This is a genomic window from Roseburia sp. AM16-25, assembly GCF_003473825.1.
Lineage (GTDB): Bacteria > Bacillota > Clostridia > Lachnospirales > Lachnospiraceae > Pararoseburia > Pararoseburia lenta.
Genome location: NZ_QUCW01000001.1, coordinates 436793 through 458013, shown reverse-complemented (window position 1 = coordinate 458013; position 21221 = coordinate 436793). Strand labels below are relative to the sequence as shown.

The 21221-nt window shown below is 39.9% G+C and carries 23 protein-coding genes and 1 pseudogene; 15 read left to right on the top strand and 9 right to left on the bottom strand.

Features of this window, described 5'->3' with window-relative positions:
* Positions 1-152 precede the first annotated feature (152 nt).
* From DW183_RS02260 to DW183_RS02240, 5 genes and pseudogenes are all read left to right on the top strand, one after another.
* Positions 153-1493, top strand: a complete 1341-nt coding sequence (locus tag DW183_RS02260) for an MATE family efflux transporter (RefSeq protein ID WP_118280435.1) — start codon at positions 153-155, stop codon at positions 1491-1493.
* A gap of 22 nt (positions 1494-1515) precedes the next feature.
* Positions 1516-2868 (top strand): MATE family efflux transporter, encoded by a 1353-nt coding sequence (locus DW183_RS02255; protein WP_118280434.1) that lies wholly within the window; start codon positions 1516-1518, stop codon positions 2866-2868.
* Positions 2862-3053 (top strand): annotated as a pseudogene (locus DW183_RS02250) (LysR family transcriptional regulator); the annotation flags it as partial. The gene DW183_RS02255 and the pseudogene DW183_RS02250, both read left to right, overlap by 7 nt.
* An 88-nt stretch (positions 3054-3141) precedes the next feature.
* The gene (locus tag DW183_RS02245; protein WP_118004843.1) at positions 3142-3726 is read left to right on the top strand and encodes a LysE family transporter; all 585 of its coding nucleotides are present in this window, start codon (positions 3142-3144) and stop codon (positions 3724-3726) included.
* Positions 3727-4054: 328 nt separating this feature from the next.
* Positions 4055-4291, top strand: a complete 237-nt coding sequence (locus DW183_RS02240; protein ID WP_118280433.1) for a DUF6061 family protein — start codon at positions 4055-4057, stop codon at positions 4289-4291.
* A gap of 265 nt (positions 4292-4556) precedes the next feature.
* Here DW183_RS02240 and DW183_RS02235 read toward each other — a convergent pair whose 3' ends face one another.
* The 4 genes from DW183_RS02235 to DW183_RS02220 form a co-directional block, all read right to left on the bottom strand.
* A complete protein-coding gene (locus DW183_RS02235; RefSeq protein WP_118280432.1) occupies positions 4557-5474 on the bottom strand; it encodes a sensor histidine kinase in 918 nt (305 codons plus the stop codon).
* 19 nt (positions 5475-5493) lie between these two features.
* Positions 5494-6249: an ABC transporter permease gene (locus DW183_RS02230; protein WP_118178324.1), complete on the bottom strand. Its 756-nt coding sequence runs from the start codon at positions 6247-6249 to the stop codon at positions 5494-5496.
* Positions 6242-7156, bottom strand: coding sequence for an ATP-binding cassette domain-containing protein (locus tag DW183_RS02225; protein WP_118178323.1), 915 nt, complete (start codon positions 7154-7156; stop codon positions 6242-6244). Before DW183_RS02225 ends, DW183_RS02230 begins: the two co-directional genes overlap by 8 nt.
* A gap of 79 nt (positions 7157-7235) precedes the next feature.
* Complete coding sequence (locus DW183_RS02220) at positions 7236-7919, bottom strand: response regulator transcription factor (RefSeq protein ID WP_118178322.1); 684 nt, start codon at positions 7917-7919, stop codon at positions 7236-7238.
* A gap of 197 nt (positions 7920-8116) precedes the next feature.
* Here DW183_RS02220 and DW183_RS02215 point away from each other — a divergent pair, with 197 nt between their 5' ends.
* Positions 8117-8443 (top strand): helix-turn-helix transcriptional regulator, encoded by a 327-nt coding sequence (locus DW183_RS02215; protein ID WP_118178321.1) that lies wholly within the window; start codon positions 8117-8119, stop codon positions 8441-8443.
* A gap of 75 nt (positions 8444-8518) precedes the next feature.
* Here DW183_RS02215 and DW183_RS02210 read toward each other — a convergent pair whose 3' ends face one another.
* The 5 genes from DW183_RS02210 to DW183_RS02190 all read right to left on the bottom strand — a co-directional run bounded on the left by DW183_RS02210 (position 8519) and on the right by DW183_RS02190 (position 11938).
* The gene (locus tag DW183_RS02210; RefSeq protein ID WP_118178320.1) at positions 8519-9226 is read right to left on the bottom strand and encodes a DUF6040 family protein; all 708 of its coding nucleotides are present in this window, start codon (positions 9224-9226) and stop codon (positions 8519-8521) included.
* Entirely contained in the window at positions 9204-10925 is a 1722-nt protein-coding gene (locus DW183_RS02205) for a MobA/MobL family protein (RefSeq protein WP_118280431.1), read from the bottom strand. Before DW183_RS02205 ends, DW183_RS02210 begins: the two co-directional genes overlap by 23 nt.
* Entirely contained in the window at positions 10882-11166 is a 285-nt protein-coding gene (locus tag DW183_RS02200; RefSeq protein ID WP_243069495.1) for a hypothetical protein, read from the bottom strand. The genes DW183_RS02205 and DW183_RS02200 overlap by 44 nt, the downstream gene beginning before the upstream one ends.
* 86 nt (positions 11167-11252) lie before the next feature.
* On the bottom strand, positions 11253-11567 hold the full coding sequence (locus DW183_RS02195; protein ID WP_006859028.1) for a hypothetical protein: 315 nt from the start codon (positions 11565-11567) through the stop codon (positions 11253-11255).
* 140 nt (positions 11568-11707) lie between these two features.
* Positions 11708-11938 (bottom strand): helix-turn-helix domain-containing protein, encoded by a 231-nt coding sequence (locus tag DW183_RS02190; protein ID WP_004843519.1) that lies wholly within the window; start codon positions 11936-11938, stop codon positions 11708-11710.
* 171 nt (positions 11939-12109) lie between these two features.
* On the opposite strand from DW183_RS02190, the gene DW183_RS02185 reads away from it, so the two are divergent.
* The 9 genes from DW183_RS02185 to DW183_RS02145 all read left to right on the top strand — a co-directional run bounded on the left by DW183_RS02185 (position 12110) and on the right by DW183_RS02145 (position 21219).
* Positions 12110-12739 (top strand): helix-turn-helix domain-containing protein, encoded by a 630-nt coding sequence (locus DW183_RS02185; protein ID WP_118280429.1) that lies wholly within the window; start codon positions 12110-12112, stop codon positions 12737-12739.
* Positions 12740-12825: 86 nt separating this feature from the next.
* Entirely contained in the window at positions 12826-14121 is a 1296-nt protein-coding gene (locus tag DW183_RS02180) for a tyrosine-type recombinase/integrase (protein ID WP_008400148.1), read from the top strand.
* Between the two features lie 514 nt (positions 14122-14635).
* On the top strand, positions 14636-15349 hold the full coding sequence (locus tag DW183_RS02175) for a lantibiotic protection ABC transporter ATP-binding protein (RefSeq protein ID WP_055176472.1): 714 nt from the start codon (positions 14636-14638) through the stop codon (positions 15347-15349).
* Positions 15342-16073, top strand: coding sequence for a lantibiotic immunity ABC transporter MutE/EpiE family permease subunit (locus tag DW183_RS02170; RefSeq protein WP_004853398.1), 732 nt, complete (start codon positions 15342-15344; stop codon positions 16071-16073). The genes DW183_RS02175 and DW183_RS02170 overlap by 8 nt, the downstream gene beginning before the upstream one ends.
* Position 16074: 1 nt before the next feature.
* A complete protein-coding gene (locus DW183_RS02165; RefSeq protein ID WP_118203774.1) occupies positions 16075-16815 on the top strand; it encodes a lantibiotic immunity ABC transporter MutG family permease subunit in 741 nt (246 codons plus the stop codon).
* A gap of 14 nt (positions 16816-16829) precedes the next feature.
* A complete protein-coding gene (locus DW183_RS02160) occupies positions 16830-17492 on the top strand; it encodes a response regulator transcription factor (protein WP_118280428.1) in 663 nt (220 codons plus the stop codon).
* On the top strand, positions 17480-18856 hold the full coding sequence (locus DW183_RS02155) for a sensor histidine kinase (RefSeq protein WP_118280427.1): 1377 nt from the start codon (positions 17480-17482) through the stop codon (positions 18854-18856). Before DW183_RS02160 ends, DW183_RS02155 begins: the two co-directional genes overlap by 13 nt.
* Positions 18857-18929: 73 nt before the next feature.
* Positions 18930-19796: a TrmB family transcriptional regulator gene (locus tag DW183_RS02150; RefSeq protein WP_118280426.1), complete on the top strand. Its 867-nt coding sequence runs from the start codon at positions 18930-18932 to the stop codon at positions 19794-19796.
* The gene (locus tag DW183_RS02145; protein ID WP_118280425.1) at positions 19780-21219 is read left to right on the top strand and encodes an MFS transporter; all 1440 of its coding nucleotides are present in this window, start codon (positions 19780-19782) and stop codon (positions 21217-21219) included. The genes DW183_RS02150 and DW183_RS02145 overlap by 17 nt, the downstream gene beginning before the upstream one ends.
* The last annotated feature ends 2 nt before the right edge of the window (positions 21220-21221 follow it).

Below are 21221 nucleotides of genomic sequence, written 5' to 3'. Positions count from 1 at the left end.
AAAATTTGAGTGAACTTTTCCGGATTCGGTCATCTTTTTGCCACACAGCTATCTTGTGATAGCCGTGTGGCTTTTTTGTTGTCTGCATACTGGAAAATCTGGCAGAACGGAGGATGGAAGCTGCCGGACACTTTGTGGAGAGGAGGGAAAGTATGCAGACCAATAATAAAATGGCGGTCGCTCCTGTTGGAAAGCTCATCTGGCAAATGTCGATACCGCCGCTGATTTCCATGTCCCTGCAATATTCCTATAACCTGATAGACAGCGCGTTTGTGGCGCGGTTGAGTGAGAATGCATTGACCGCTGTTTCTCTGTCATTCCCGATTACAACATTGATGAATGCAGCGTCTATCTGGATCGGTGTCGGCGTGAATGTGCTGATAGCAGGGTATCTTGGACAGAAAAAGCAGGATGAGGCAAATGCAACTGTCACACATGGATTGTTACTGGCTTTTGGAATAGGTGCTTTGCTCAACCTTATGTCATTACTGATTATGAAATCCTATTTTCGGGCATTCACCAATAATGAAGAAATTTATCAGCTGAGCATCGCCTATATGAGTGTGTGCTCCTTCATGCAAATTCCCAATATGGTGCATATCGCCATCCAGAAGATGATACAGGCCACCGGGAACATGGTCGCTCCCATGTGGTTCCAGATCGCGGGCGTGGTCGTTAACTTCGTGTTCGACCCCATTCTGATTTTTGGGATTGGTATTTTTCCGGCTATGGGAATCCGCGGCGCTGCGGTAGCTACCGTTGCAGGCTATCTGCTGTCCATGATTTTGGCATTTGCTTTACTGCTGGGCAAAAAGCAGAAAGTGCAGGTGAAAATCAAAGACTTTCATTTGAAAAAGCAGATGATCTACCGTATTTTTGCCTTTGGCCTGCCATCTTTTATCATGAACGCCCTCAGTTCGTTTGTGGTGACCTTTGTCAATCTGTTTTTGGTGGCGTATTCCGATACGGCGATCGCTTTCTTCGGCGCATATTTTAAGGTGCAGCAACTGATTGTTATGACGGTAAACGGCTTGATTCAAGGCTGTTTGCCTGTCATGCGGTTTAACTACGGCGCAGGCAACAGCGAACGGCTGCATTCAGCTTTCCGATATGGAACTGTTTTGGTCACCGGCATGATGATACTGGGGACGTTGGCTGTCCTCCTCTTTCCGGCGCAGATTCTGGGATTGTTTATGGCGTCGGAAGCCATGCGCTCCTTTGGAATCTCCGCCATGCGGATCATGGCGGCAAGCTATCTGTTTTGCGGCCTTTCTACGATGATTTCCACCTATTTTCAGACCACAGAAAAAGTAGGGTCCAGCATGGCGATCCAATTATGCAGGCAAATGCTTTTCCTTGTGCCTGCCCTGTGGTGTCTGGACAAATTGTTCCAGCTGAACGGAATCTGGCTTGCATTTCCGGTTGCGGAAACTGCCACTTTGCTCGTTGCACTTGTGATGATGGCATGGCATCGACGCAAAAATATCTCATAACGTGTTTTGCGAAGGAGGAATTATGAACGACACTTTCATGAAAGAGAAACCGATATTGCCGCTGATTTTATCCATGTCCCTACCGATGGTGTTATCCATGCTGGTCAACTCCCTCTACAACATTGTGGACAGCTTTTTTGTCGCGCAGATCAGCGAGGAAGCGATGACGGCGTTATCACTGGTTTACCCGGTTCAAAATTTTATCAATGCGGCTGGAATTGGGTTTGGTGTTGGGATCAACGCAGTGATTGCCTTCTATCTGGGCGCGGGAAATCACGAAAAAGCAGATCAGGCTGCCACACAGGGACTTGTGCTTGCCGTGATTCATGGCGTTGTTATGACAGTCTGCTGTATCGCAATTATGCCGGTTTTTCTGCGGATGTTCACTGCATCCGAAGCGGTCATTGAACTTGGCGTCCGCTATTCTGCCGTTGCGTTCGGCTTTACACTCATTGTTACCGTCAGCATGATGTTTGAGAAACTGTTCCAGGCAGTAGGAAACATGAAAACGACCATGATCAGCCTGATGTGCGGGTGCATCACAAACATTGTCTTGGACCCCGTTCTGATTTTTGGCTATGGCCCATTCCCGGAAATGGGGATTGAAGGCGCAGCGCTGGCCACCGGCATCGGGCAGGTCCTGACGCTTGCGATTTATCTGGTCATCTACTTTGTGCGGCCCATTCGCGTGCATATCCGCAGGCAGTACATTCTGCCCGGCAAAAAGATGGTCATAAAGCTGTATTCCATCGGCATTCCCGCAACCCTGAATCTTGCACTTCCGTCACTTTTGATTTCGGCGCTCAATGCGATTTTGGCCGCCTATTCCGAGGTGTATATCCTGGTTTTGGGAATCTATTACAAATTGCAGACCTTCATCTATCTGCCGGCGAATGGCATTGTGCAGGGGATGCGCCCTTTGATCGGCTATAACTACGGCGCGGGCGAAAGTAAAAGGGTCAGTCAGATTTATCAGATCGTCCTGTGCATGAACGGTATCATTATGGTGCTTGGGACCGCGATATGCCTGCTGATTCCCGGCCAGTTGATGGGGCTGTTTACCCACACAGAAGCGACGATCCAGGCCGGGGAAACCGCCCTGCGCATCATCGGGGCCGGATTTATCGTCTCGGCGGTTTCTGTTACTTCTTCCGGCGCATTGGAGGGACTGAGGAAAGGCACGCCCTCCTTGCTGATTTCCCTTTGCCGGTATGTGGTGGTCATCCTACCGGCTGCGTTTTGGCTCAGCAGGCTTTTCGGCGCCGTCGGCGTCTGGCATGCGTTTTGGGTCACGGAAGTGATCGCCGCGGTCATTTCCCTTATCATTTACCGCAAGTCGATTGCAAAACCTGTGACGACGGCCCGAAAGGAATGAATGCCTATACTATTTCAAGTGGCATTTTCCCGAAATATTTGAATGGAGAAAATATCATCTCTGTTCCGCTTGCAGAAAATGAAACAATGCATATTGGATATGTGCTGAATGAAAATCAGGAATTAAGTGAACTTGGAAAAAGCTATCTGGAAGAATTACGGAAATATGCTCCAGCCAATCCATAGTTATAGACTATGGATAATCATATAAAATAGGTGTTATGTATGTACCACTGTTTGCTGATATAATAACAGCAAACAGTGGTTGATGATTATGCCTATGGCGGTACTGAGCAATTTTCTGATTTATTGCGTTATAAATGCCTTTACTCCGGGACCGGGAAATATTCTGGCATTAAATACCGTAACAAACTATGGATATAAAAAAGGAAAGCCGCTGTTCTTTGGAATTTTTGCAGGCTACTATGTAGTGCAAATCTTATGCGCAATTTTTGTATATGGGGTTAGTTCTTTGCTTCCAAATGCAATGGAAGTGATGAAGTACATCGGAGCAGCCTATATCCTGTGGCTTGCGATTCATATTGCTTTCAGTAAGTCGTCAACAGAAAACGCAGAGCAATCGGCATCGTTTCTGAAAGGCTTCATGCTGCAATTTGTCAATGTGAAGATCTATATGTTCGGAGTTACCTCACTAACGGGTTATGTTGTAGGATATATGTCCTCTTTTCCGGCTTTGCTGTTTTTTGAGCTGGTTATTGCAACAATCGGAACGATCGCAACCTGTACTTGGACTGGCTTGGGCGTACTGATTCAGAAGTTTTATCTGCGGCATTTTCGTGTTATTAACATTATCCTTGCACTAACATTACTGGAGTGTATTTGGGGAATGTTAAGATAATTGTTGCTTTGAGAGCAATTCTAATTAACAAATTCCAGTTGATATTTCACTTATTTTAGGATATTTAATAACTGTTATATTTGATTATCAAATTCCTCATAAACCCTTGAAAATACTAAGTTTGTAGCAAGTGAACTTTCCCTTACTCTTTCCCTTGCGTTATATTCTCCCATTGGCTTTCATGAACCTTAATATGGGAAAAATTAAGGGAAAGAAAATTTCATAACACAGTATAACATATAACAATAATGACATGGTGAACTGATTGAAATGTTTTCGATATTTAACTCTGTAACTGATTATTAAAAGAAAATGGAGATAAGATACGATGAGAACAATTTATGCAGAATACAACATAAACCACGATAGTATTGATGTTTACACAAGTGCTGGATATATGCTTCGCATTGATTGCTGGGAAGCTGAAAAAGATTTAAAAACCACATATGGATCAGAATGTGCGCTTACTTCATTGGCTGTGGATGAACCTTTGGAATATGCGAGATTATATCTTAATGGTAATTTACAGATGTGGGTGGATGCAGAAGATTCACTTGAATTATAGGCAATTTAAACAAAAGTTTATATCTGATTTTTGATTGGAAAAATGAACGAGATGCAAACAAGGCAAGAGACTCGTTAACACAGATATTTTTTATATAATCAAAGTGGCAGGGGAGAAATCTCTGCCGCTTTTCTTCTTAGTAGGACCATTCATAATTCATTTATTGATATTATTCCTTTGAACGAGTATCCTCCTACGCCACCATGTTTGTTTGAGAATATTATTTGCACGAAAAATGGCGGATTTGAAACCGCCATCAAGTTTTTTATCCTTTTTGTTTAGGAAAGCACACTACAATTTCAAAAACATTATTATTTAGAGAAGCACTGATAGAACCGCCCATTTTTACTGTTAAATTCTTTGCTATTGTGAGACCCAAACCGGTTGTTTTGCGGGAACGGGATAAATCTGTTGTATAAAAACGATTAAATATTTTGTCTATATCAGATTCATTTATGCTGTCTGTAAAATTCTGAAAAGAAAAATGGTAATTTTCATTATCATCATAAGATGAAAAATGATAATCACTTTTCCCATGTGACAAGGCATTAGAAATGATATTTTCAAAAATTCTGGTTACTGCTTTTTCATCTCCATAAAATGGAAAAGAAATCTCTGCAATACTTAATACTGGAATGATTTTGCGTTCCTCAAAAGATTTAAAAAAGGAAACTGCAACAGAGCGTAAAACAGCATTTAAATCAAATGTAGTATAAGAAAAATCCATTTCATCAGCCTCTATTCGTGCAAATTCAAACAACTGATTTAGTAACTGATTTAAAACATTCAATCTTTCGTTTATAATAACTGCTGCATCTAAATCTTCCTCGGACAACTCAGGTGATTGTAGAAGCATTTGTGTATAGCCTTGAATAGCAGTCACAGGTGTTCTAAGATCATGGGCTAAATTTGTAATTGTTTCTTTGATTGCCTCATCCTTTTTTTGTAATGAATATACTTGTTTGTGGTAAACTCGAAGCAATTCATTTAAAGCATTTACAAGATCGGTTATATCGGAAGAAGGAAAATCTAATGTCAATTCCGCATGGGTAAATGAATGTAAAAGTGTTTGCAATTTCTGGCTTAACCGGGTTACCTCCCTACGATGAAACAAGTAAAATGATAAAACAATAATAAGAGATAGTGTCACAATGATAGCATATATTTGAAGTACCACACTCATAACATTATCCCTCCCTGCATTATGTAATATCTCTTTTCTTGAAAATTGTTCCTATAACTCCACCAAATATAATCATATAGGCGAAGAAAATGATAATTGCGGTTGGAAGCCATTGAACTGCCATATCTATTCTTGTTTTATTGATATTACTAATTGCCCAAAAAATTGTGATGTTATATCCTAAGCCCAAAATACTTTCCAATCCATGAAGAACCAGATAACCAAAAAATATAAGCAAAGCATTAACTGCCATGCTAACTGAACTGTTTCTTATGAGAAAAACAAGTGAAATTGCGAGCGTTGATACAGCCATATGATATAATGCCTCACAGAATATGTAGGACACTATATTGCTAATGTTTGTAAAAGTAAAACCGCTTATTCCAAAAAAAATTTTATTACATAACAAACCAATTAAAAAGGCAGACACCAAAAAAAAGGATGATACAATCCAGCCAATTACCAATTTTGAGAAGAAGTAACTCCATCGTGACAGACCTTTTTCTATATAATGTTTTACAGTCCCTTGACGAAAATCATTTGAGAAATAGTAGCTGCAAAAAATAATCAAAGGGAATACAACCGGGTAATAATTAAAAAAAGAATCCCAGTAATTTGCAGAAACTTTTGTACCTACCAAATATTCCCTCATGCCAATTGTTGCTTTTTGTGCATAAGCACATAAGAATATCCATCCTGTCATCATAAGAAAACATACTTTCAAGACTTTTCCATGTATTGTTTTATAAAAATCAGCTCTAATTAAATTAAGCATTGACTATGCCTCCTCTCATTTTTTCATTAAAGTAATCTTCCAGTGACTCCTTTGTTACAGTACATTCATCAACAGAAATTCCATGATTAACCAGTAAGGAGTTTACAATTCCGGGATTGTCTACATATTCAAAAATCCGAATATTATTATCGGAAAGAATTTCGTAGTTTTTAGTATGGAGATTTTTCTCTATTAAAATAGCGGCCTGTGCAGTATCTGATGCCTTAATTTTTAAACAACATTGACATTTTTCATTTAGTTCTTTTGCAGTAATTTCTTCAATCAGCTTGCCATTTTTAATAATGCCGTATTTCGTTGCAATTTTTGACAATTCCCCCAAGATATGACTGGAAATCATAATGGTAATATGTTCTTCCCTATTTAGTTTTAATAAGAAATTCCTCATATCTTGTATTCCAGTCGGATCTAAGCCATTGATAGGTTCATCAAGAATCAGAAAATCAGGATTTCCCAGCAAGGCAACGCCAATGGCTAAACGCTGTTTCATACCTAACGAAAATTTTTTGACAATTTTATTTTCATATTGTGACAAACCCACCTGCTTTAAAATTTGTTGTACAGATTCTTTGCTTGACAGTCCATATGCTTTTCTAAATACTTCCAAATTTTGTTTTGCGGTTAATTCTGTATAAAGTGCCGGAGATTCAATTACGCAACCCATACGATAACGCTCGGTTTGAGGAACAAAATTTCCAAATAGTTCAATAGAACCTTCTGATGGTTCGACCAAACCTGCAATCATTTTCATTAAAGTAGACTTACCAGCACCATTTTCTCCAATCAAGCCATATATTTCGCCTTTTTGAATGGAAATGGATACTTTATCAACAGCATAATAATTTGTGTATTTTTTAGATACTGTGTTCGTTCTTAGTATATATTCCATGATATATCCCTCCTTGTGATTTTAGTGTAAGGGATAAGTTTAAGTAAATTATTTTCTAAATCTAAGGATTTCATAAAGATTATATGTCCATCTTAAACCCAATTCCCCAAACCGTTTTAATATACGATTTACTATTATCTATTGCAGCAATTTTTTTGCGTAGGTTGCTGATATGAACATTGATAGCATTTTCAGTTCCCTCTAAAGCTTCATTCCATAATTGCTCATAAATCATATCTTTCGTAAATACTTGTTGCGGATGTCCCATAAGCATTTTCAATATAGCAAACTCATTTTTTGTAAGGGGCAATTTTTGATTTTTTAGAGTGGCCTCCATTCCTATTGTATCTAAATTTAAATCGCCACAACATAACAAGGAATTTGATGTATATTGATTTTCATAAATCCGTCGTAAAATCGTTTCAATCCTTGCAAGTAGTTCTTCTATATCGAAGGGTTTCGTTACATAATCATCAGCACCGTTTTTCAATAAGAAAATTTTACTTTTAGAATCTTCTTTTGCAGATAGACCGATTACAGGTACATTTTTTGTTTTCTTTATTTCTGCTAAAACTTGTTCACCAGAAAGACCGGGAAGCATTAAATCCAAAATAATCAGATTAACTTTTTGCTTTTCAAGAAAAAGAAGGGCTTCTGTTCCTGAATAAGCAGAATATGTTATATAACCATTTTTCCGAAGATATTTAACAAGCATATCATTGATGGCCATATCGTCATCAACTATTAGAATTGTGTAATTCATATAAAATACCTTTCTTTAACATTGATCAATTTGCAGAATATAATTTTATGGCATATTCGTATCAACTTTATCACAATCGTTTGCTATATTCAATCATGTGGCTATTTGATAGTGAAATAAAATACTATTTAACATCAAATTTCACTACATTCTCATAATTCAACCCGAAATGTACAATGATATAGGGTGATATGAGAATGAACCAAGATGAAATCAGGTTTGACTTTCATGGGCTCGGGCTGGCAATCAAACAAGCTAGAGAAGAAAGAGGCTGGACACAGGCCTATGTGGCGGAGCTAGTCAGCAAGACAGACCGCACGATTATGAATATTGAAAACAAGGGACAACATCCCAGCTTCAATTTATTTTTCAAACTCGTTACCATGTTCGATATTTCCGTAGACCAGTTTTTCTACCGGGAAGAACAGCGGGACGAACACAGTTGCAGAAAGCACATTATGTTAGTTTCCAATATTATTTACATTGCTGAAACAATGAAACAGACATATCCTAATATAAATTGAAAAGGAGAGAGTATAATAGCAGGGGACGATGTGTGTTTTATCCCCTGCTCGTATACGTTTTTTATCATATTTTCATCAATATAGCTTGGTATCTAACTGATTTTTCAAATAACATCTAAGTCCAACATATACTCCCTGCAAAAGTATAAAAAGCAATAGAAGATTTATTGACATTATTTTTTTGATTGATTCTCCAAAAAAAATAATGACAGAAGCACTCGTCAGTATCATCAGTAGGGTAATAACATCCCAACAGTTTTTCTTATATAATTCTATAACCTTTATTTCTATCAGTATCGCCAGTATCCCTGTCCCTGCCACACATATTCCTACAATCAATATTAGCAATAACCAATATATGATTCCGGCTATAATCTCATTTGGAATTTTTGTGCTGATCTGTGCCGCAGATTGCCCAGCATCAATCGTCCATCCGATAAAAGTCTGTATGAATGATGTTAAATCGTTGAAAAATAATTTACAATCGACAAGGAACATATCTGACTGTACTGCCTGAAAAAGAGTGGTTGTCAACGAATACCATGCAAGAAGGAACAAGGTTGTTTGGAACATTACCGTTTTTGCTTTATACTGTCCTGCAAGTCGCTCTTTTTGTGTTTCGTATTTTGCTTTTGCATTCTGATAGGCTGTCCGGTTACAGGCTTCACATTTTTCATAGAGTACCGGCTTTTCTACCGGTATTTCTACGATTTTCTGATGTGTCCGGGCATAATCCCGTTCCTGTGTTAAATAGCATATTTTATCTTGACATTCCTCTATCATGACGTTTGCGCTTCGCAACTTCTCTTTCTCGATCCGCAATGCTCTGTCTGCCAGCTTCAAGTCGTTCTTTAATGCTTGAATATTCCCGGCTCTGTTCTCTTTGTTTAATTTCTCGTTCAAGGTCAGAGATTCGCTGAGCTGCGTCTTCAGTTCCACGATAAGCTGTTCTTTCTGTTCTAGTTCTTCTTGTATCTCCTCGGTCAAGAGCAGAAGTTCTTCCAACTGTTCTGCGTTCTTTGATTCTCTGGATTCGTTCATCTATATCACGTCCTTTCCTTATTTGCTGTTCCAGTTCAGCAATTCGGTGTTCTGTTTCAGTAATAAACTGTTTTCGCTGTTCAGATTTTGTGCCAATTTCTGCCATTGCTGATTTTCGTTTTCCAAAAGTTCTATCTTTGTTTTCTGTTCCTCCATCTTGGAAAGCAGTTCCTCGGTATTTGGCAAAATGTTGAGCAGCTCGGATAACTCGCTGTTTAATTTTTGCAATTTCTGATTCTGTTCCTGCATAAGAGAGAGCTGGATGTCCCGGTTCTGCATTTCCAGAATCATTTCTGCCATTAGGTTCTGCTGTTCTTCGATTTGACCAATCATGGATTCCATTAAGGGTATAATTTCCCGGCTTTCTTCTAATGTCATTTAATCGCTCCTTCCATAATGATAATGCACCCGATACTTTTCCAAAGGTGTCCAGTATCCTTTGCAATAACGTGTTTTGTTGTTTTATGATTTGATTTTCCGCTACTTTCCACGAGCCTTTTATTTCCTGCCCGGCAAGAAACTTTTGTTCAATCTTTCTTGCGTCAGCTCCTTCATGGATGGTAGGAATCTGGAGTTTTCCCTGCTTTTCATAAGAACGGTGATCAACCTGATCATGCAAAGGCAGATGTTCGTTACACACCTTTGCCCATTCACTCCGCCACAGTTCACAGTTTTTTGGATTGTTCCATCCAGTAGCATCGGTCAGCACCCGTTTCCATTGCAGGCGGTTTCTTGCTCCAATCTTCTGAATTCCGTTTTCGTCTAATACAGGGATACGGATTCCATGACGGTCAGGGTTTTTCTTATCCTGCCACCAGTTCGGATGGGATTCATCAATCACGATATTTCCGTTTTTATCTCTGACAAAATCCCAATCCTTGACTTCTTTCTTTCCCCAAGAATGATCCGGGTTAAAAGGGCGCATAGTCAGAAGCAGATGGACATGGGGGTTGCCATCCCCTTTATCGTGGATACTCCAATCAGCACACATTCCCTTATCCACAAATGTTTTTTGGATATAGTCGGCTGTGTATTGAATCTGTTCCTGTCTGCTCCATTCTTTTGGGAGGGCAAATTCAAATGACCTACCAAGTTGGGCATCTGCACTTTTTTCAATCTTCAATACCTCATTCCATAACCTTTGTTTCTGAAATGTGATTTTGAATTTTTTTAAGGCAGCTTCTTTATCTTCTGACCTTTTGTATCGGACAGATTTCTGAAAGCGTTTTATATTTTCTTCTGGTACTATCTGCCATTCAGGAGGTGCGTTTTCGCACATCATCAGTCGGGTGTAGACCACTTCTTTTTTAGATGTGTAATAACTGATTCGCCCGGTTTCCTCATTTTTCATCACATCCCCATTGAGATATGCGGAAGCGGAGATAATAGATTTCCCTTTACTTCGCCCGACTATTTTGACTGTGTAATGAAAAATCGCCATGTCTGGATTCCTCCTTTCTGCACATCCGGCATAGATTTCCGGCAACATTGCTTTCAGTTTTAGAAAAAGCAGCATTGACGGAACGCCCTCTGCGTAAGAGTGCCCTGCGCATAACAGCCTGCATGGAATGCGCCCCTCTGGCGAAGAGTGCCTCCTGCGGCATGAGCAGGTCTGGCTGAAAGCCCCGCCGACGGAACGAGCCCGGCAAGCGTGAGCGCAGACCGGTTGCCACTTGTGGCAAACTTATTTGGACGACCTCTGGTTGTCCATAAGTGCGCCCTTCATGAAAAAGCAATGAAGGGAATGAAAAACTCATCCCCTCCGTCATTACACTTCCTCCATATCGGTATTTGTTTCTTTCTGCATTGCCTTTGAGAAAAATTTTCCATTGGCTTCCTGCTTTTTCAGAAAACCAATCAGCTTTGGGATGTCTTCCTCCTCAATAGGCGCACCAAGAACGGATTCCACCGCACCGCCAACCTGACAGAGCCTATGGGTTCGTTTTTTACTTTCTTCGGCTTTCTTTCGTTTCAGAAGTTCTTTCTTCTGTGCTGCATATCGTTTTGCTTTTTCAAGGCTTTCCTGTTCCTTCTTTTCCATTTCAAGCATTCGTTCTTCATAACTTTTTGTTGATTTTGCCATTATTACATTCCCCTTTCTTTTGCAAACATAAGTTCTTGGTTGCGTATCAGAAGAAGCACATGGTATAATCTTCTTGCGTGTAGGTATATCATGGCTTCGGTCTGATAGAACCTTTGGCGGTTTCTTTGGAAGCCGCCTTTTTAATTTGCCGCAGTTCTTGTTACGGCTTTTACATTTCCTCTATCCCTCAAATCACGACCTTCATTCGCTTCCATAAACATTTCCAGAATATCGGTTTTAATCAGGACTTTGCGACCAACCTTTAATACTGGAAGTTTCTTCCATTCTACAAGCTGTCTTAAGGTATTTCTGCCGATTCCCGTATAGTCAGCAGCTTCTTCGATGGATAATGCAATTTTTCTTTGCGTCATATAATCACCTCCTCATAAATTGCATTATGCAATTCTTGTGATGTAAGTATATCCTTTTCATATCTTTTTGTCAAGCGTTACGAAATATTAAAAACAAACTTTGTATTGCATATTGCAATTTTGGAAAAACAATGCTATAATTCATACATACCGAAAAAGGAGGCAGTCAGCATGAAAGATAAAGAATTACGCAAGCTGATAGGCAGCAGAATAAAACAGCGCCGTCTGGAATTGAATCTGACACAGCCTTATGTCGCAGAAAAGATGGGTGTTACTGCTTCTACAATCCTGCGTTATGAGAATGGTTCGATTGACAATACGAAAAAAATGGTGCTGGAAGGTCTTTCGGAAGCACTCCATGTATCTGTGGAATGGCTCAAAGGGGAAACAGATGAATATGAAACCGACATTACGGATAAGAGAGAGTTACAGATTCGTGATGCGATGGGAGATATTCTGGAACAGTTACCACTTGCCCTTACCAAAGAAGAAGATGCTTTTTCAAAAGATTTATTACTGCTGATGTTAAAACAATATGGTCTGTTTTTGGATTCCTTCCAGTTCGCCTGCAAAAACTTCAAGGGAAATGCAGGTCAGACGGATATTGCCAAAACAATAGGGTTTGAATCGAATGAGGAATATAATGAGATTATGTTCTTAAGGGAAATCACTCCTACCATCAATGCTCTTAATGAGATGGCGGACGTTGTAAGGCTCTATTCCAAGAAACCAAAAACAGCAGAACAAAGGCTTGCAAATCTTTTATCAGAAGTCTTATACGAAGATTCCGAATCGGTATAGTAAGACAACCGGAGTTATGATATACTTACACGCACGAAGCATTTCATCAGTTCCGATTGTCTAATATCGAAAGGAGATATACGATTATGGCAAAAGGATCTGTAAGAAAAAAAGGAAAGAAATGGTACTACCGCTTCTATGTAGAGGACGCAAGCGGCAATCTTGTTCAGAAAGAATGCGTTGGAACAGAAAGCAAAAGTGAAACTGAAAAGCTGCTCCGTCAGGCAATGGATGATTATGAGAAAAAGAAATTTGTTGCCAAAGCGGAAAATCTCACAGTCGGACAACTTCTGGATGTGTGGGCAGAGGAGGAATTAAAAACAGGTACGCTCAGCAATGGTACTGTGGAGAATTACCTCGGAACAATCCGAAATATTAAGAAACACCCATTGGCAGAACGGAAATTAAAAAATGTAACCTCTGAGCATTTGCAATCCTTCTTTGATTTGCTTTCCTTTGGGGGAGTTCATCCCGATGGAAAAGAGAGAAAGGGTTACAGCAAAGATTACATCCATTCTTTTTCCGCAGTCATGCAGCAGTCCTTCCGCTTTGCAGTATTTCCAAAACAGTATATTACGTTCAATCCCATGCAGTATATTAAACTGCGGTATCAGACGGACGAAGTTGATTTGTTTTCGGATGAGGACATGGACGGAAATATCCAACCAATTTCACGAGAAGATTATGAAAGACTGCTTGCGTATCTTCAAAAAAAGAACCCAGCCGCAATACTTCCAATCCAGATAGCCTATTATGCCGGGCTTCGTATTGGAGAAGCTTGTGGTTTGGCATGGCAGGACGTAAATCTGGAAGAACAATGCCTTACCATAAGACGCAGCATCCGATATGATGGCTCAAAGCGCAAATATATCATCGGACCAACCAAGCGGAAAAAAGTGAGGATTGTTGATTTTGGAGATACGCTGGTAGAGATTTTCCGTAATGCCCGGAAAGAGCAGTTAAAAAATCGAATGCAGTATGGAGAACTTTATCACACGAACTACTACAAAGAGGTCAAAGAGAAAAACAGAGTGTACTACGAGTATTATTGCTTAGACAGAACAGAGGAAGTCCCGGCAGATTATAAAGAAATTTCTTTCGTCTGCTTAAGACCTGATGGCTGTCTGGAACTTCCGACTACTTTGGGAACGGTATGCAGAAAGGTAGCAAAAACATTAGAGGGATTTGAAGGCTTTCATTTCCACCAGTTACGTCACACCTATACAAGCAACCTTTTAGCAAATGGAGCTGCCCCAAAAGATGTGCAGGAATTGTTGGGACACTCAGATGTCAGTACCACAATGAACGTCTATGCTCACTCCACAAGAGATGCGAAACGAAAATCGGTTCGGCTTCTTGATAAAGTGGTGGGCAATGACTAAAAAATTTCCCTTATTTCCCTTGTGATTATCTCATAAGGGCAAAAACAAGGGAAACTACATATCATTTTACTAATGGACAGGCGGGAAAGCCTGTAAAATGGGAAAGTTAGAGGGATAATTATATAAATTCCAGTTTGCCAACTTGCCCTTTGAGAGAGGAGAAATCCCTTTCTCAAAGGGTTTTTTCTATTTATACGGATATTCGCAAACTACAAGATAAAGCCAAAACTTCATATACTCTAAGCACAAGGAGGCCCCGGTTTGGCTATGAACAACAGCTTAGCAGAAGTACACCCGGAGCTTATATAGTTTGGATGAAATCACGGAGATATTCGGTAAATTGGGACTTTGTATTTGTAACAGCTTTGCTGATTTTAGTGAAAAGCCGAGTTCTGATAATGACATTCAATTGTTGGTTTATTCCATACGGGAATAAATCTTCATCAAATCTTTATTTTTTTCTGTTAGGTTATATTTCAGTAAGAAATGAAATATAGAAGGAAGGATAGTAAAGATGGAAATGATGTTACAGACACAAAATCTATGTAAATATTTTAGAAAACAGAAAGCGGTAAATAATGTTTCGCTTAATATCGAAAAGGGACAGATTTATGGACTGCTTGGACCGAATGGCGCTGGTAAATCTACCACATTGAAAATGCTGACCGGTATGATGAAACCAACTGCAGGAAAGATTTATTTTGATGGAAAACTTTGGGATAGGAAAGATTTATCAAAAATAGGAGCGTTAATTGAAAATCCGCCTATTTATGAAAATCTTTCCGCCAGAGAGAATTTGAAGGTAAGACAATTATTGCTTGGTACAGATGAAAACAGAATTGATGAGGTCTTGCAGATTGTATCACTTACAAACACCGGAAAGAAGAAAGCAGGACAGTTTTCTTTGGGGATGAAGCAAAGACTTGGCATTGCAATGGCATTGCTTGGAGAACCGGAACTTTTGATATTGGATGAACCTACGAATGGATTAGATCCAATAGGCATCGAGGAATTACGAGAGCTGATCCGGTCTTTTCCGGAACAGGGAATCACTGTAATTCTCTCCAGTCATATTCTCTCAGAGGTACAGTTACTTGCAGATAAAGTCGGGATTATTTCAGGTGGAATCTTAGGATACGAAGGAGCATTAAAGCAGGGAGATAATCTTGAAGATTTGTTTATGAATGTGGTAAGAAAAAACCAGAAAGCAGGTGAAATCCATGGTTAATATTATAAAAGCAGAACATCAAAAGGCCAAAAGAACCATGCGAAAAAAGTTTATCTGGGGATTTCCTCTTCTTACATTTGTTATGGCATTTATATTTACTCTTGGGATGACAAATGCTTATGCAGAAAGTGTTTGGAACTGGTGGTATACACTTTTGCTGCCGGGGATGATTGCTCTATTTTGTTATCTTTCTGTGGCGCAGGAGAAAAAGATAAAATACTATCATTTAATGACTATTCCCACAGACAGAAGAAAATTGTTGCTGGGGAAAATTATTTATATTGGGTACATGATTTTGTTTTCTAATGTGATTGTGTTTGCAGGAGCAACGCTTGGAGGCTTTCTTCTAACGACACATGTTCCAGTTGGAGGAGCGTTGATTGCAGTATTGTTTCTGACGGTTTCTGAGTTATGGGAGATTCCGGTAGCTTTATTTTTAAGTGAACGATTTGGAATGATTGTAAACCTGTTCGTCTGCCTGTTTATTACCGTCAGCGGTGTGGTAATATCACAAACCAGAATCTGGTATGTACTTGTTTCTGCAATCCCTATGCGAATGATGTGCCCGTTGCTTCATGTTTTACCAAATGGACTTGCCGCAGAAGCAGGGAATCCTCTTTTGGATACGGGAGTCATTGTTCCGGGAATGTGTCTCTCAATCATCTGGTTTGTTTTTGTAACGGTTCTGTTTTTGAAATGGTTTGAAAGAAGAGAGGTGAAATAAGATGATTGGAAGATCTCTTAATGCAGACTTGCGAAAGATGAAAGGAACATCTGTGATTCTGGCACACTTACTGATTCCGATTATAACCAGCGTTATATTTTTAATATATTACTTTTTTTCACCATGGAATGAAAATATGAAAGTGATTGCATTTTATCAGGCAATAGGAGCAGGACTTCCGGTACTTATTGGAATTTTTACAGCAAGTGTGATGGAACAGGAACAAAATGCAGGTGATTTTCAAAATCTGTTGTCTTTACCGGATAAAACTGCAGCATTTTTATCGAAACTGTTGATGCTACTGGTTTTGTGTCTGTGCTCTATCCTATTGACAGCAATCATATTCGGAATTGGATTTGGAAGAATCGCATCAAGCGATATCGAAATCATGAAAGGATGTATATTTGCAGCTTTGCTGCTGTGGGGAAGCAGTGTTCCACTTTATCTGTGGCAGCTGATTCTGGCTTTTCAGTTTGGAAAAGGGGTATCCATTGGAGCAGGGATTATATCAGGACTAATTAGTGCATTGATGCTTACCGGACTTGGAGATTATGTGTGGAAATATGTATTTGTCTGCTGGACGGGTAGAGTACCATATACTTATCTGCAATCTGTATTGGGAGAAACTAGTGTAGGTGAATGGTTGTCATTCATACCAGGTTGCTTAATATTTACAGGGATTAGTATGGTATACTATTTTTGGTGGGTAAACCACTGGGAAGGAAACAGAATATCGGAATAGAATCGAGGGAAACTATGGCAAAAATACTGGCAGTTGATGATGAACCGGCAATTCTGAAAATGATAGAAAGCATTTTGAATAAGGATGGACATCTGGTTACCAAAGTAAGTAATCCACTAAAAATTAATATGGAAGAATTACATCGTTATGACCTGATTTTACTGGACATTATGATGCCTGGAATTGATGGCTTCGAATTATGCAAAAAAATTAGGATACTTGTGGATTGTCCGATTTTGTTTCTTACGGCAAAAACGGAGGAAAACAGTCTGGTAAACGGACTTTCTTTAGGAGCAGATGATTATATTTCAAAGCCATTTGGAGTGATGGAACTTCGGGCAAGGATCAATGCACATCTTAGAAGAGAGCACAGGGAACATTCTGTCCGGATGGTTTTAGGGAGAGTCTGCATTCAGATGTCTCAAAAGAAACTGTTGATGGATGATAAAGAACTTCCGTTTACGAAAGCAGAGTACGAAATCTGTGAATTTCTGGCTAAAAACAGAGGACAGGTTTTCTCGAAGGAACAGATATTGGAAGCGGTCTTTGGCTTTGACAATGAGAGTAATGACAGTACTATAATCACGCATATCAAAAATATAAGAGCAAAATTTGCGGATTATGATTATATGCCGATAAAAACAGTCTGGGGGATTGGATATAAATGGGAAGAGTAAAGAGAAGCAATGCACTCAGCAGGATTTTTATGAGATATGTACTGGTCATGCTTGGATCATTAGTTGGTTTGGTGATTGTTGCTTATCTGCTGCTGTGCCTTTTGATTAGTGTGGGCTGTATTTATCCGGCAAATTATGCAGAGCAAAAGATTAATGAAGCATATGATACGATTCTACGTGCAGATAAAGTGACTGCTGAGATGATTCCCGCACTTTGTGATTATGTACTCTTTTCAGAGAATGGAAAGAAAATAGGTGGAGATTTGTCAGAACAATACGAACAGATAGCATGGAATGTTGCAAAGTACGGAAACGCATCCGGGAAATATTTTTATAAAGTAATTGTAAGGGAAAATGAATATGTTGTATTGCAATATCGCCTGACACCTCAATATCATTCAGCTTTTTTGAGGGAGCATTTTATAGAACCACAGAATGTGATGAGTATTATGTCTGTGATTGGAGCGGTAGCGATTATCATCATTCCGTCCATACGTTTTGGAAAAAGAATCAAAAAGCAGATGCAGCCTGTATTAGACGCAATCGGACAAATAAAGGATCAAAATCTGGAATATGAGACATCCTGTTCCGGGATCAAAGAGTTTGATGACTGTTTATCGGCAATCGATGATATGCGAGATGCATTGCGAAAATCTTTAGAAAAGCAGTGGAAAACAGAGCAGGAAAAGAAACAACAGATGTCTGCTTTGGCGCATGATATTAAAACACCTCTTACGATTGTACGGGGAAATGCAGAACTACTTTCAGAGACTGAACTGACCACAGAACAGAAGAATAATATCACTTATGTTTTGAACGGCACAACACAGATACAAAGTTATGTAAAACAGTTGATAGATGTCACAAAATCATGGAATTGCAGTGATGTTACCTATACAACGGTGAGGTTAGAAGATTTTTTCGCAGATATAAAGGAACAGGCACTCGGACTGGTAGAAATCTATCACCAGAAGATAGATTGGAAGGCGGAACAAAGTGATAAAAAGGTAACGATTGCTTATGATCCAATGTTCCGGGCCGTAATGAATGTGCTTCAGAATGCAGTGGAGCATACAAAAGAAAATGGAATCATTTATATTGACGCAAAGGAGCAGGATGGCCGGCTGACATTCATTGTGGAGGATAGCGGATCAGGATTTACAAAAGAAGCATTATTGCATGGCACAGAGCAGTTTTTTATGGATGACACAAGTAGAAATGGCGAAGCCCATTATGGGATTGGGCTTTTTTTCGCAAAAACTGTGGCTGAAAAATATGGCGGAGGGATTAAACTTTCAAGTTCTGAAAATACAGGTGGGGCGAGGGTAGAAATATTTTTCCTGAGTAGTCAGGAAACAAGCTAAATATCAAATATTTTAAAAAGAGATTGACAACGGAAAGATCTGCAATACAATAGTGGTGTGGGGTATAACTACTATGAAAAGTTTTGAATTTTTGGAAAAACTCGGTTTTTCATCTAACGAGGCAAAAGTATACGGCACGTTGATAAAATACAAAGTGCTAAACGGCTACGAAATCGCCAAATTGTCCGGCGTTGCGCGTTCGTTGGTTTATGAGGTCATCAATCGTTTGATTGCAAAAGGCGCGGTCATCCGTATAGACGGAGAACCTAATTTTTATAAGCCTATCGAGTATCAAGACCTTATCCGCAGCATTAAGGAAGAAAACGAAAAGAATATTGCCTGCGCCGAACGCGAACTTCAACAACTCGCAACGGAAAATGCCGACGTCGATTACGTAATGAATATAGTGGGCGAAGAAAAATACGTTGCCAAGGCAAAGGAACTTATCGACAGCGCGCAAGCGGAAATTTCGCTGTCCATTTGGCGGGAGTCGTTCGAAGTGCTGCGTAGTAATATCGAAAACGCAATATCTCGCGGAGTAAAGGTGCATATTTTTACCTTCGAAAGTATTTCGGTCGCCGGCGCAACGGTGTATTCGTACAATATCAACGACGTTTCAACTCTGTTTCCCTACCGCAGAACAACAATCATAATCGACGGCGGAGAGTGCTTAGTCGGCGAAGAGGGCGATCGCAACGTTTACGTGCATACGCGCAATCATTCGGTTGTTTCTCTTGCCACCGACGAAATAGTTTTGAATGTTTTTTGGAATAAACTTATCGAAAAAGAAAACCTGTTGTCCAAGGGTTGCTCCGGTGCGGATTTTTTGCAAGCCATACACAATTTGGCGGAGCGCTACGGCATTACCGACGAGATGACCAAGAATTTTCTTGTTTACAATTTTCAAAAGGAGAAAACTCAAAATGGCAAAAAATGTTGAACGATTACAGGCGCGCGAAGCCAAAGAACTTATCCGCCGCGAAAAGCAGTTAGGCGCAAGAAGCAACAAGTTTTATATGATTTACTTGTTTATGATTTTGGCGCTCATCTACATAACGGACGAAATGGCGTCTACTATATCCATTCAGTTTCAGGCGAATATAGTTACGGAATTCTTCGTAAAAAATATGGGTATGGAATACGGCGCGGGATTATCGCTCTTTTCCGCCATAGGTTTTATTTCCTATCCGGTAACGGTGCTTATTATTTTCTACCGTCCCCTTGCGGACAAATTCGGGCGTAAGCCGTTTTTGGTTATTAACACGTTATGTATGGGGTTAGGGCTGTTTATTGTGTATTTATCTAAGGATATCTACGTTTACATGATAGGCAGCATGTTGATGAGTTTTATGGTGTCGCACGATATGCAATGTGTGTACATACTGGAATGCTCCGACGAAAAGTCCCGCGCCCGTAACTACGCAATCGTAAAAGCGGTGGCGATACTGGGGACGTTGCTTGTTCCGTTGCTTAGGGCTACGCTTATGCAAAACGTAAGCGAGCGTTGGCACGTTGTATATTTAGTTCCGGCAATTATCGGTTTTGTAATGGCGTTTTTCGCGTTGCTTTTTGCAAAGGAAACAAACGCGTTTTTAACAAAAAGAATAGAGTACTTAAAAACTCCCATTGAAGAACGCGAACAACGCAGTAAGGAAGAGTGCGAGCAAAACGCTCAAGGCGGAATTCTGACCGCTGTAAAATTCGCATTCAAACACAGGCAATTACGCTTTTTGATCATCGCCTGCTGTTGTTTCTATCTTGCTTCGTTAGGTACGGCAACGTACAGTACGGTTATGGCAAAGTCTGCTTTGATGACGGAAGAAGAAATAACTCTTGCTCTATTCTTGTATCCCGTAGGCAACGCGCTGTTTACGTTGATATCGGGTTTTGTGTCGGACAAATTCGGGCGCAAAATAACTATAATTGCGATGTCTTGTTCGGCGTTGGCGTGCTATTTGCTGTTTATTTTAAGCGGTATGTTCAAGTTGACTCCGTATTTGACAGGCTTTGCAATCGGCGGATTTATGGGCAGTTACTGGGGCGCGGGCGATACTATCGGCGGAATAATGTTCTCCGAGTCTTCTCCTACAAACTTGCGTTCGTCTGTAACTGTAATCAACACGTTGCTTAACGGAATTATGGGCGGACTTGCAACGGTTATCAGTATGATACTGCTTCCTATCATTCCCGAAAAGATGTTCGGCTATATGTACTTGGGTTTGACTGTGCCGGGGCTTGTGGGCGCAATCGTAATAATGTGGCTGTTTGTCGGCGAAACTCGCGGGCTGGATCTTAAAAAGGTAACGGGTACGGAATGGGATAAGCCTAAAAAAATTAAAGAAGAAACACAGGACGGTGAATAAAA

Excerpts from the sequence above, each read along its gene's own strand:
- DW183_RS02260 (WP_118280435.1), top strand. The coding sequence starts at position 153 with ATGCAGACCAATAATAAAATGGCGGTCGCTCCTGTTGGAAAGCTCATC.
- DW183_RS02255 (WP_118280434.1), top strand. The coding sequence starts at position 1,516 with ATGAACGACACTTTCATGAAAGAGAAACCGATATTGCCGCTGATTTTA.
- DW183_RS02245 (WP_118004843.1), top strand. The coding sequence starts at position 3,142 with ATGCCTATGGCGGTACTGAGCAATTTTCTGATTTATTGCGTTATAAAT.
- DW183_RS02240 (WP_118280433.1), top strand. The coding sequence starts at position 4,055 with ATGAGAACAATTTATGCAGAATACAACATAAACCACGATAGTATTGAT.
- DW183_RS02235 (WP_118280432.1), bottom strand. The coding sequence starts at position 5,474 with ATGAGTGTGGTACTTCAAATATATGCTATCATTGTGACACTATCTCTT.
- DW183_RS02230 (WP_118178324.1), bottom strand. The coding sequence starts at position 6,249 with ATGCTTAATTTAATTAGAGCTGATTTTTATAAAACAATACATGGAAAA.
- DW183_RS02225 (WP_118178323.1), bottom strand. The coding sequence starts at position 7,156 with ATGGAATATATACTAAGAACGAACACAGTATCTAAAAAATACACAAAT.
- DW183_RS02220 (WP_118178322.1), bottom strand. The coding sequence starts at position 7,919 with ATGAATTACACAATTCTAATAGTTGATGACGATATGGCCATCAATGAT.
- DW183_RS02215 (WP_118178321.1), top strand. The coding sequence starts at position 8,117 with ATGAACCAAGATGAAATCAGGTTTGACTTTCATGGGCTCGGGCTGGCA.
- DW183_RS02210 (WP_118178320.1), bottom strand. The coding sequence starts at position 9,226 with ATGATAGAGGAATGTCAAGATAAAATATGCTATTTAACACAGGAACGG.
- DW183_RS02205 (WP_118280431.1), bottom strand. The coding sequence starts at position 10,925 with ATGGCGATTTTTCATTACACAGTCAAAATAGTCGGGCGAAGTAAAGGG.
- DW183_RS02195 (WP_006859028.1), bottom strand. The coding sequence starts at position 11,567 with ATGGCAAAATCAACAAAAAGTTATGAAGAACGAATGCTTGAAATGGAA.
- DW183_RS02190 (WP_004843519.1), bottom strand. The coding sequence starts at position 11,938 with ATGACGCAAAGAAAAATTGCATTATCCATCGAAGAAGCTGCTGACTAT.
- DW183_RS02185 (WP_118280429.1), top strand. The coding sequence starts at position 12,110 with ATGAAAGATAAAGAATTACGCAAGCTGATAGGCAGCAGAATAAAACAG.
- DW183_RS02180 (WP_008400148.1), top strand. The coding sequence starts at position 12,826 with ATGGCAAAAGGATCTGTAAGAAAAAAAGGAAAGAAATGGTACTACCGC.
- DW183_RS02175 (WP_055176472.1), top strand. The coding sequence starts at position 14,636 with ATGGAAATGATGTTACAGACACAAAATCTATGTAAATATTTTAGAAAA.
- DW183_RS02170 (WP_004853398.1), top strand. The coding sequence starts at position 15,342 with ATGGTTAATATTATAAAAGCAGAACATCAAAAGGCCAAAAGAACCATG.
- DW183_RS02165 (WP_118203774.1), top strand. The coding sequence starts at position 16,075 with ATGATTGGAAGATCTCTTAATGCAGACTTGCGAAAGATGAAAGGAACA.
- DW183_RS02160 (WP_118280428.1), top strand. The coding sequence starts at position 16,830 with ATGGCAAAAATACTGGCAGTTGATGATGAACCGGCAATTCTGAAAATG.
- DW183_RS02155 (WP_118280427.1), top strand. The coding sequence starts at position 17,480 with ATGGGAAGAGTAAAGAGAAGCAATGCACTCAGCAGGATTTTTATGAGA.
- DW183_RS02150 (WP_118280426.1), top strand. The coding sequence starts at position 18,930 with ATGAAAAGTTTTGAATTTTTGGAAAAACTCGGTTTTTCATCTAACGAG.
- DW183_RS02145 (WP_118280425.1), top strand. The coding sequence starts at position 19,780 with ATGGCAAAAAATGTTGAACGATTACAGGCGCGCGAAGCCAAAGAACTT.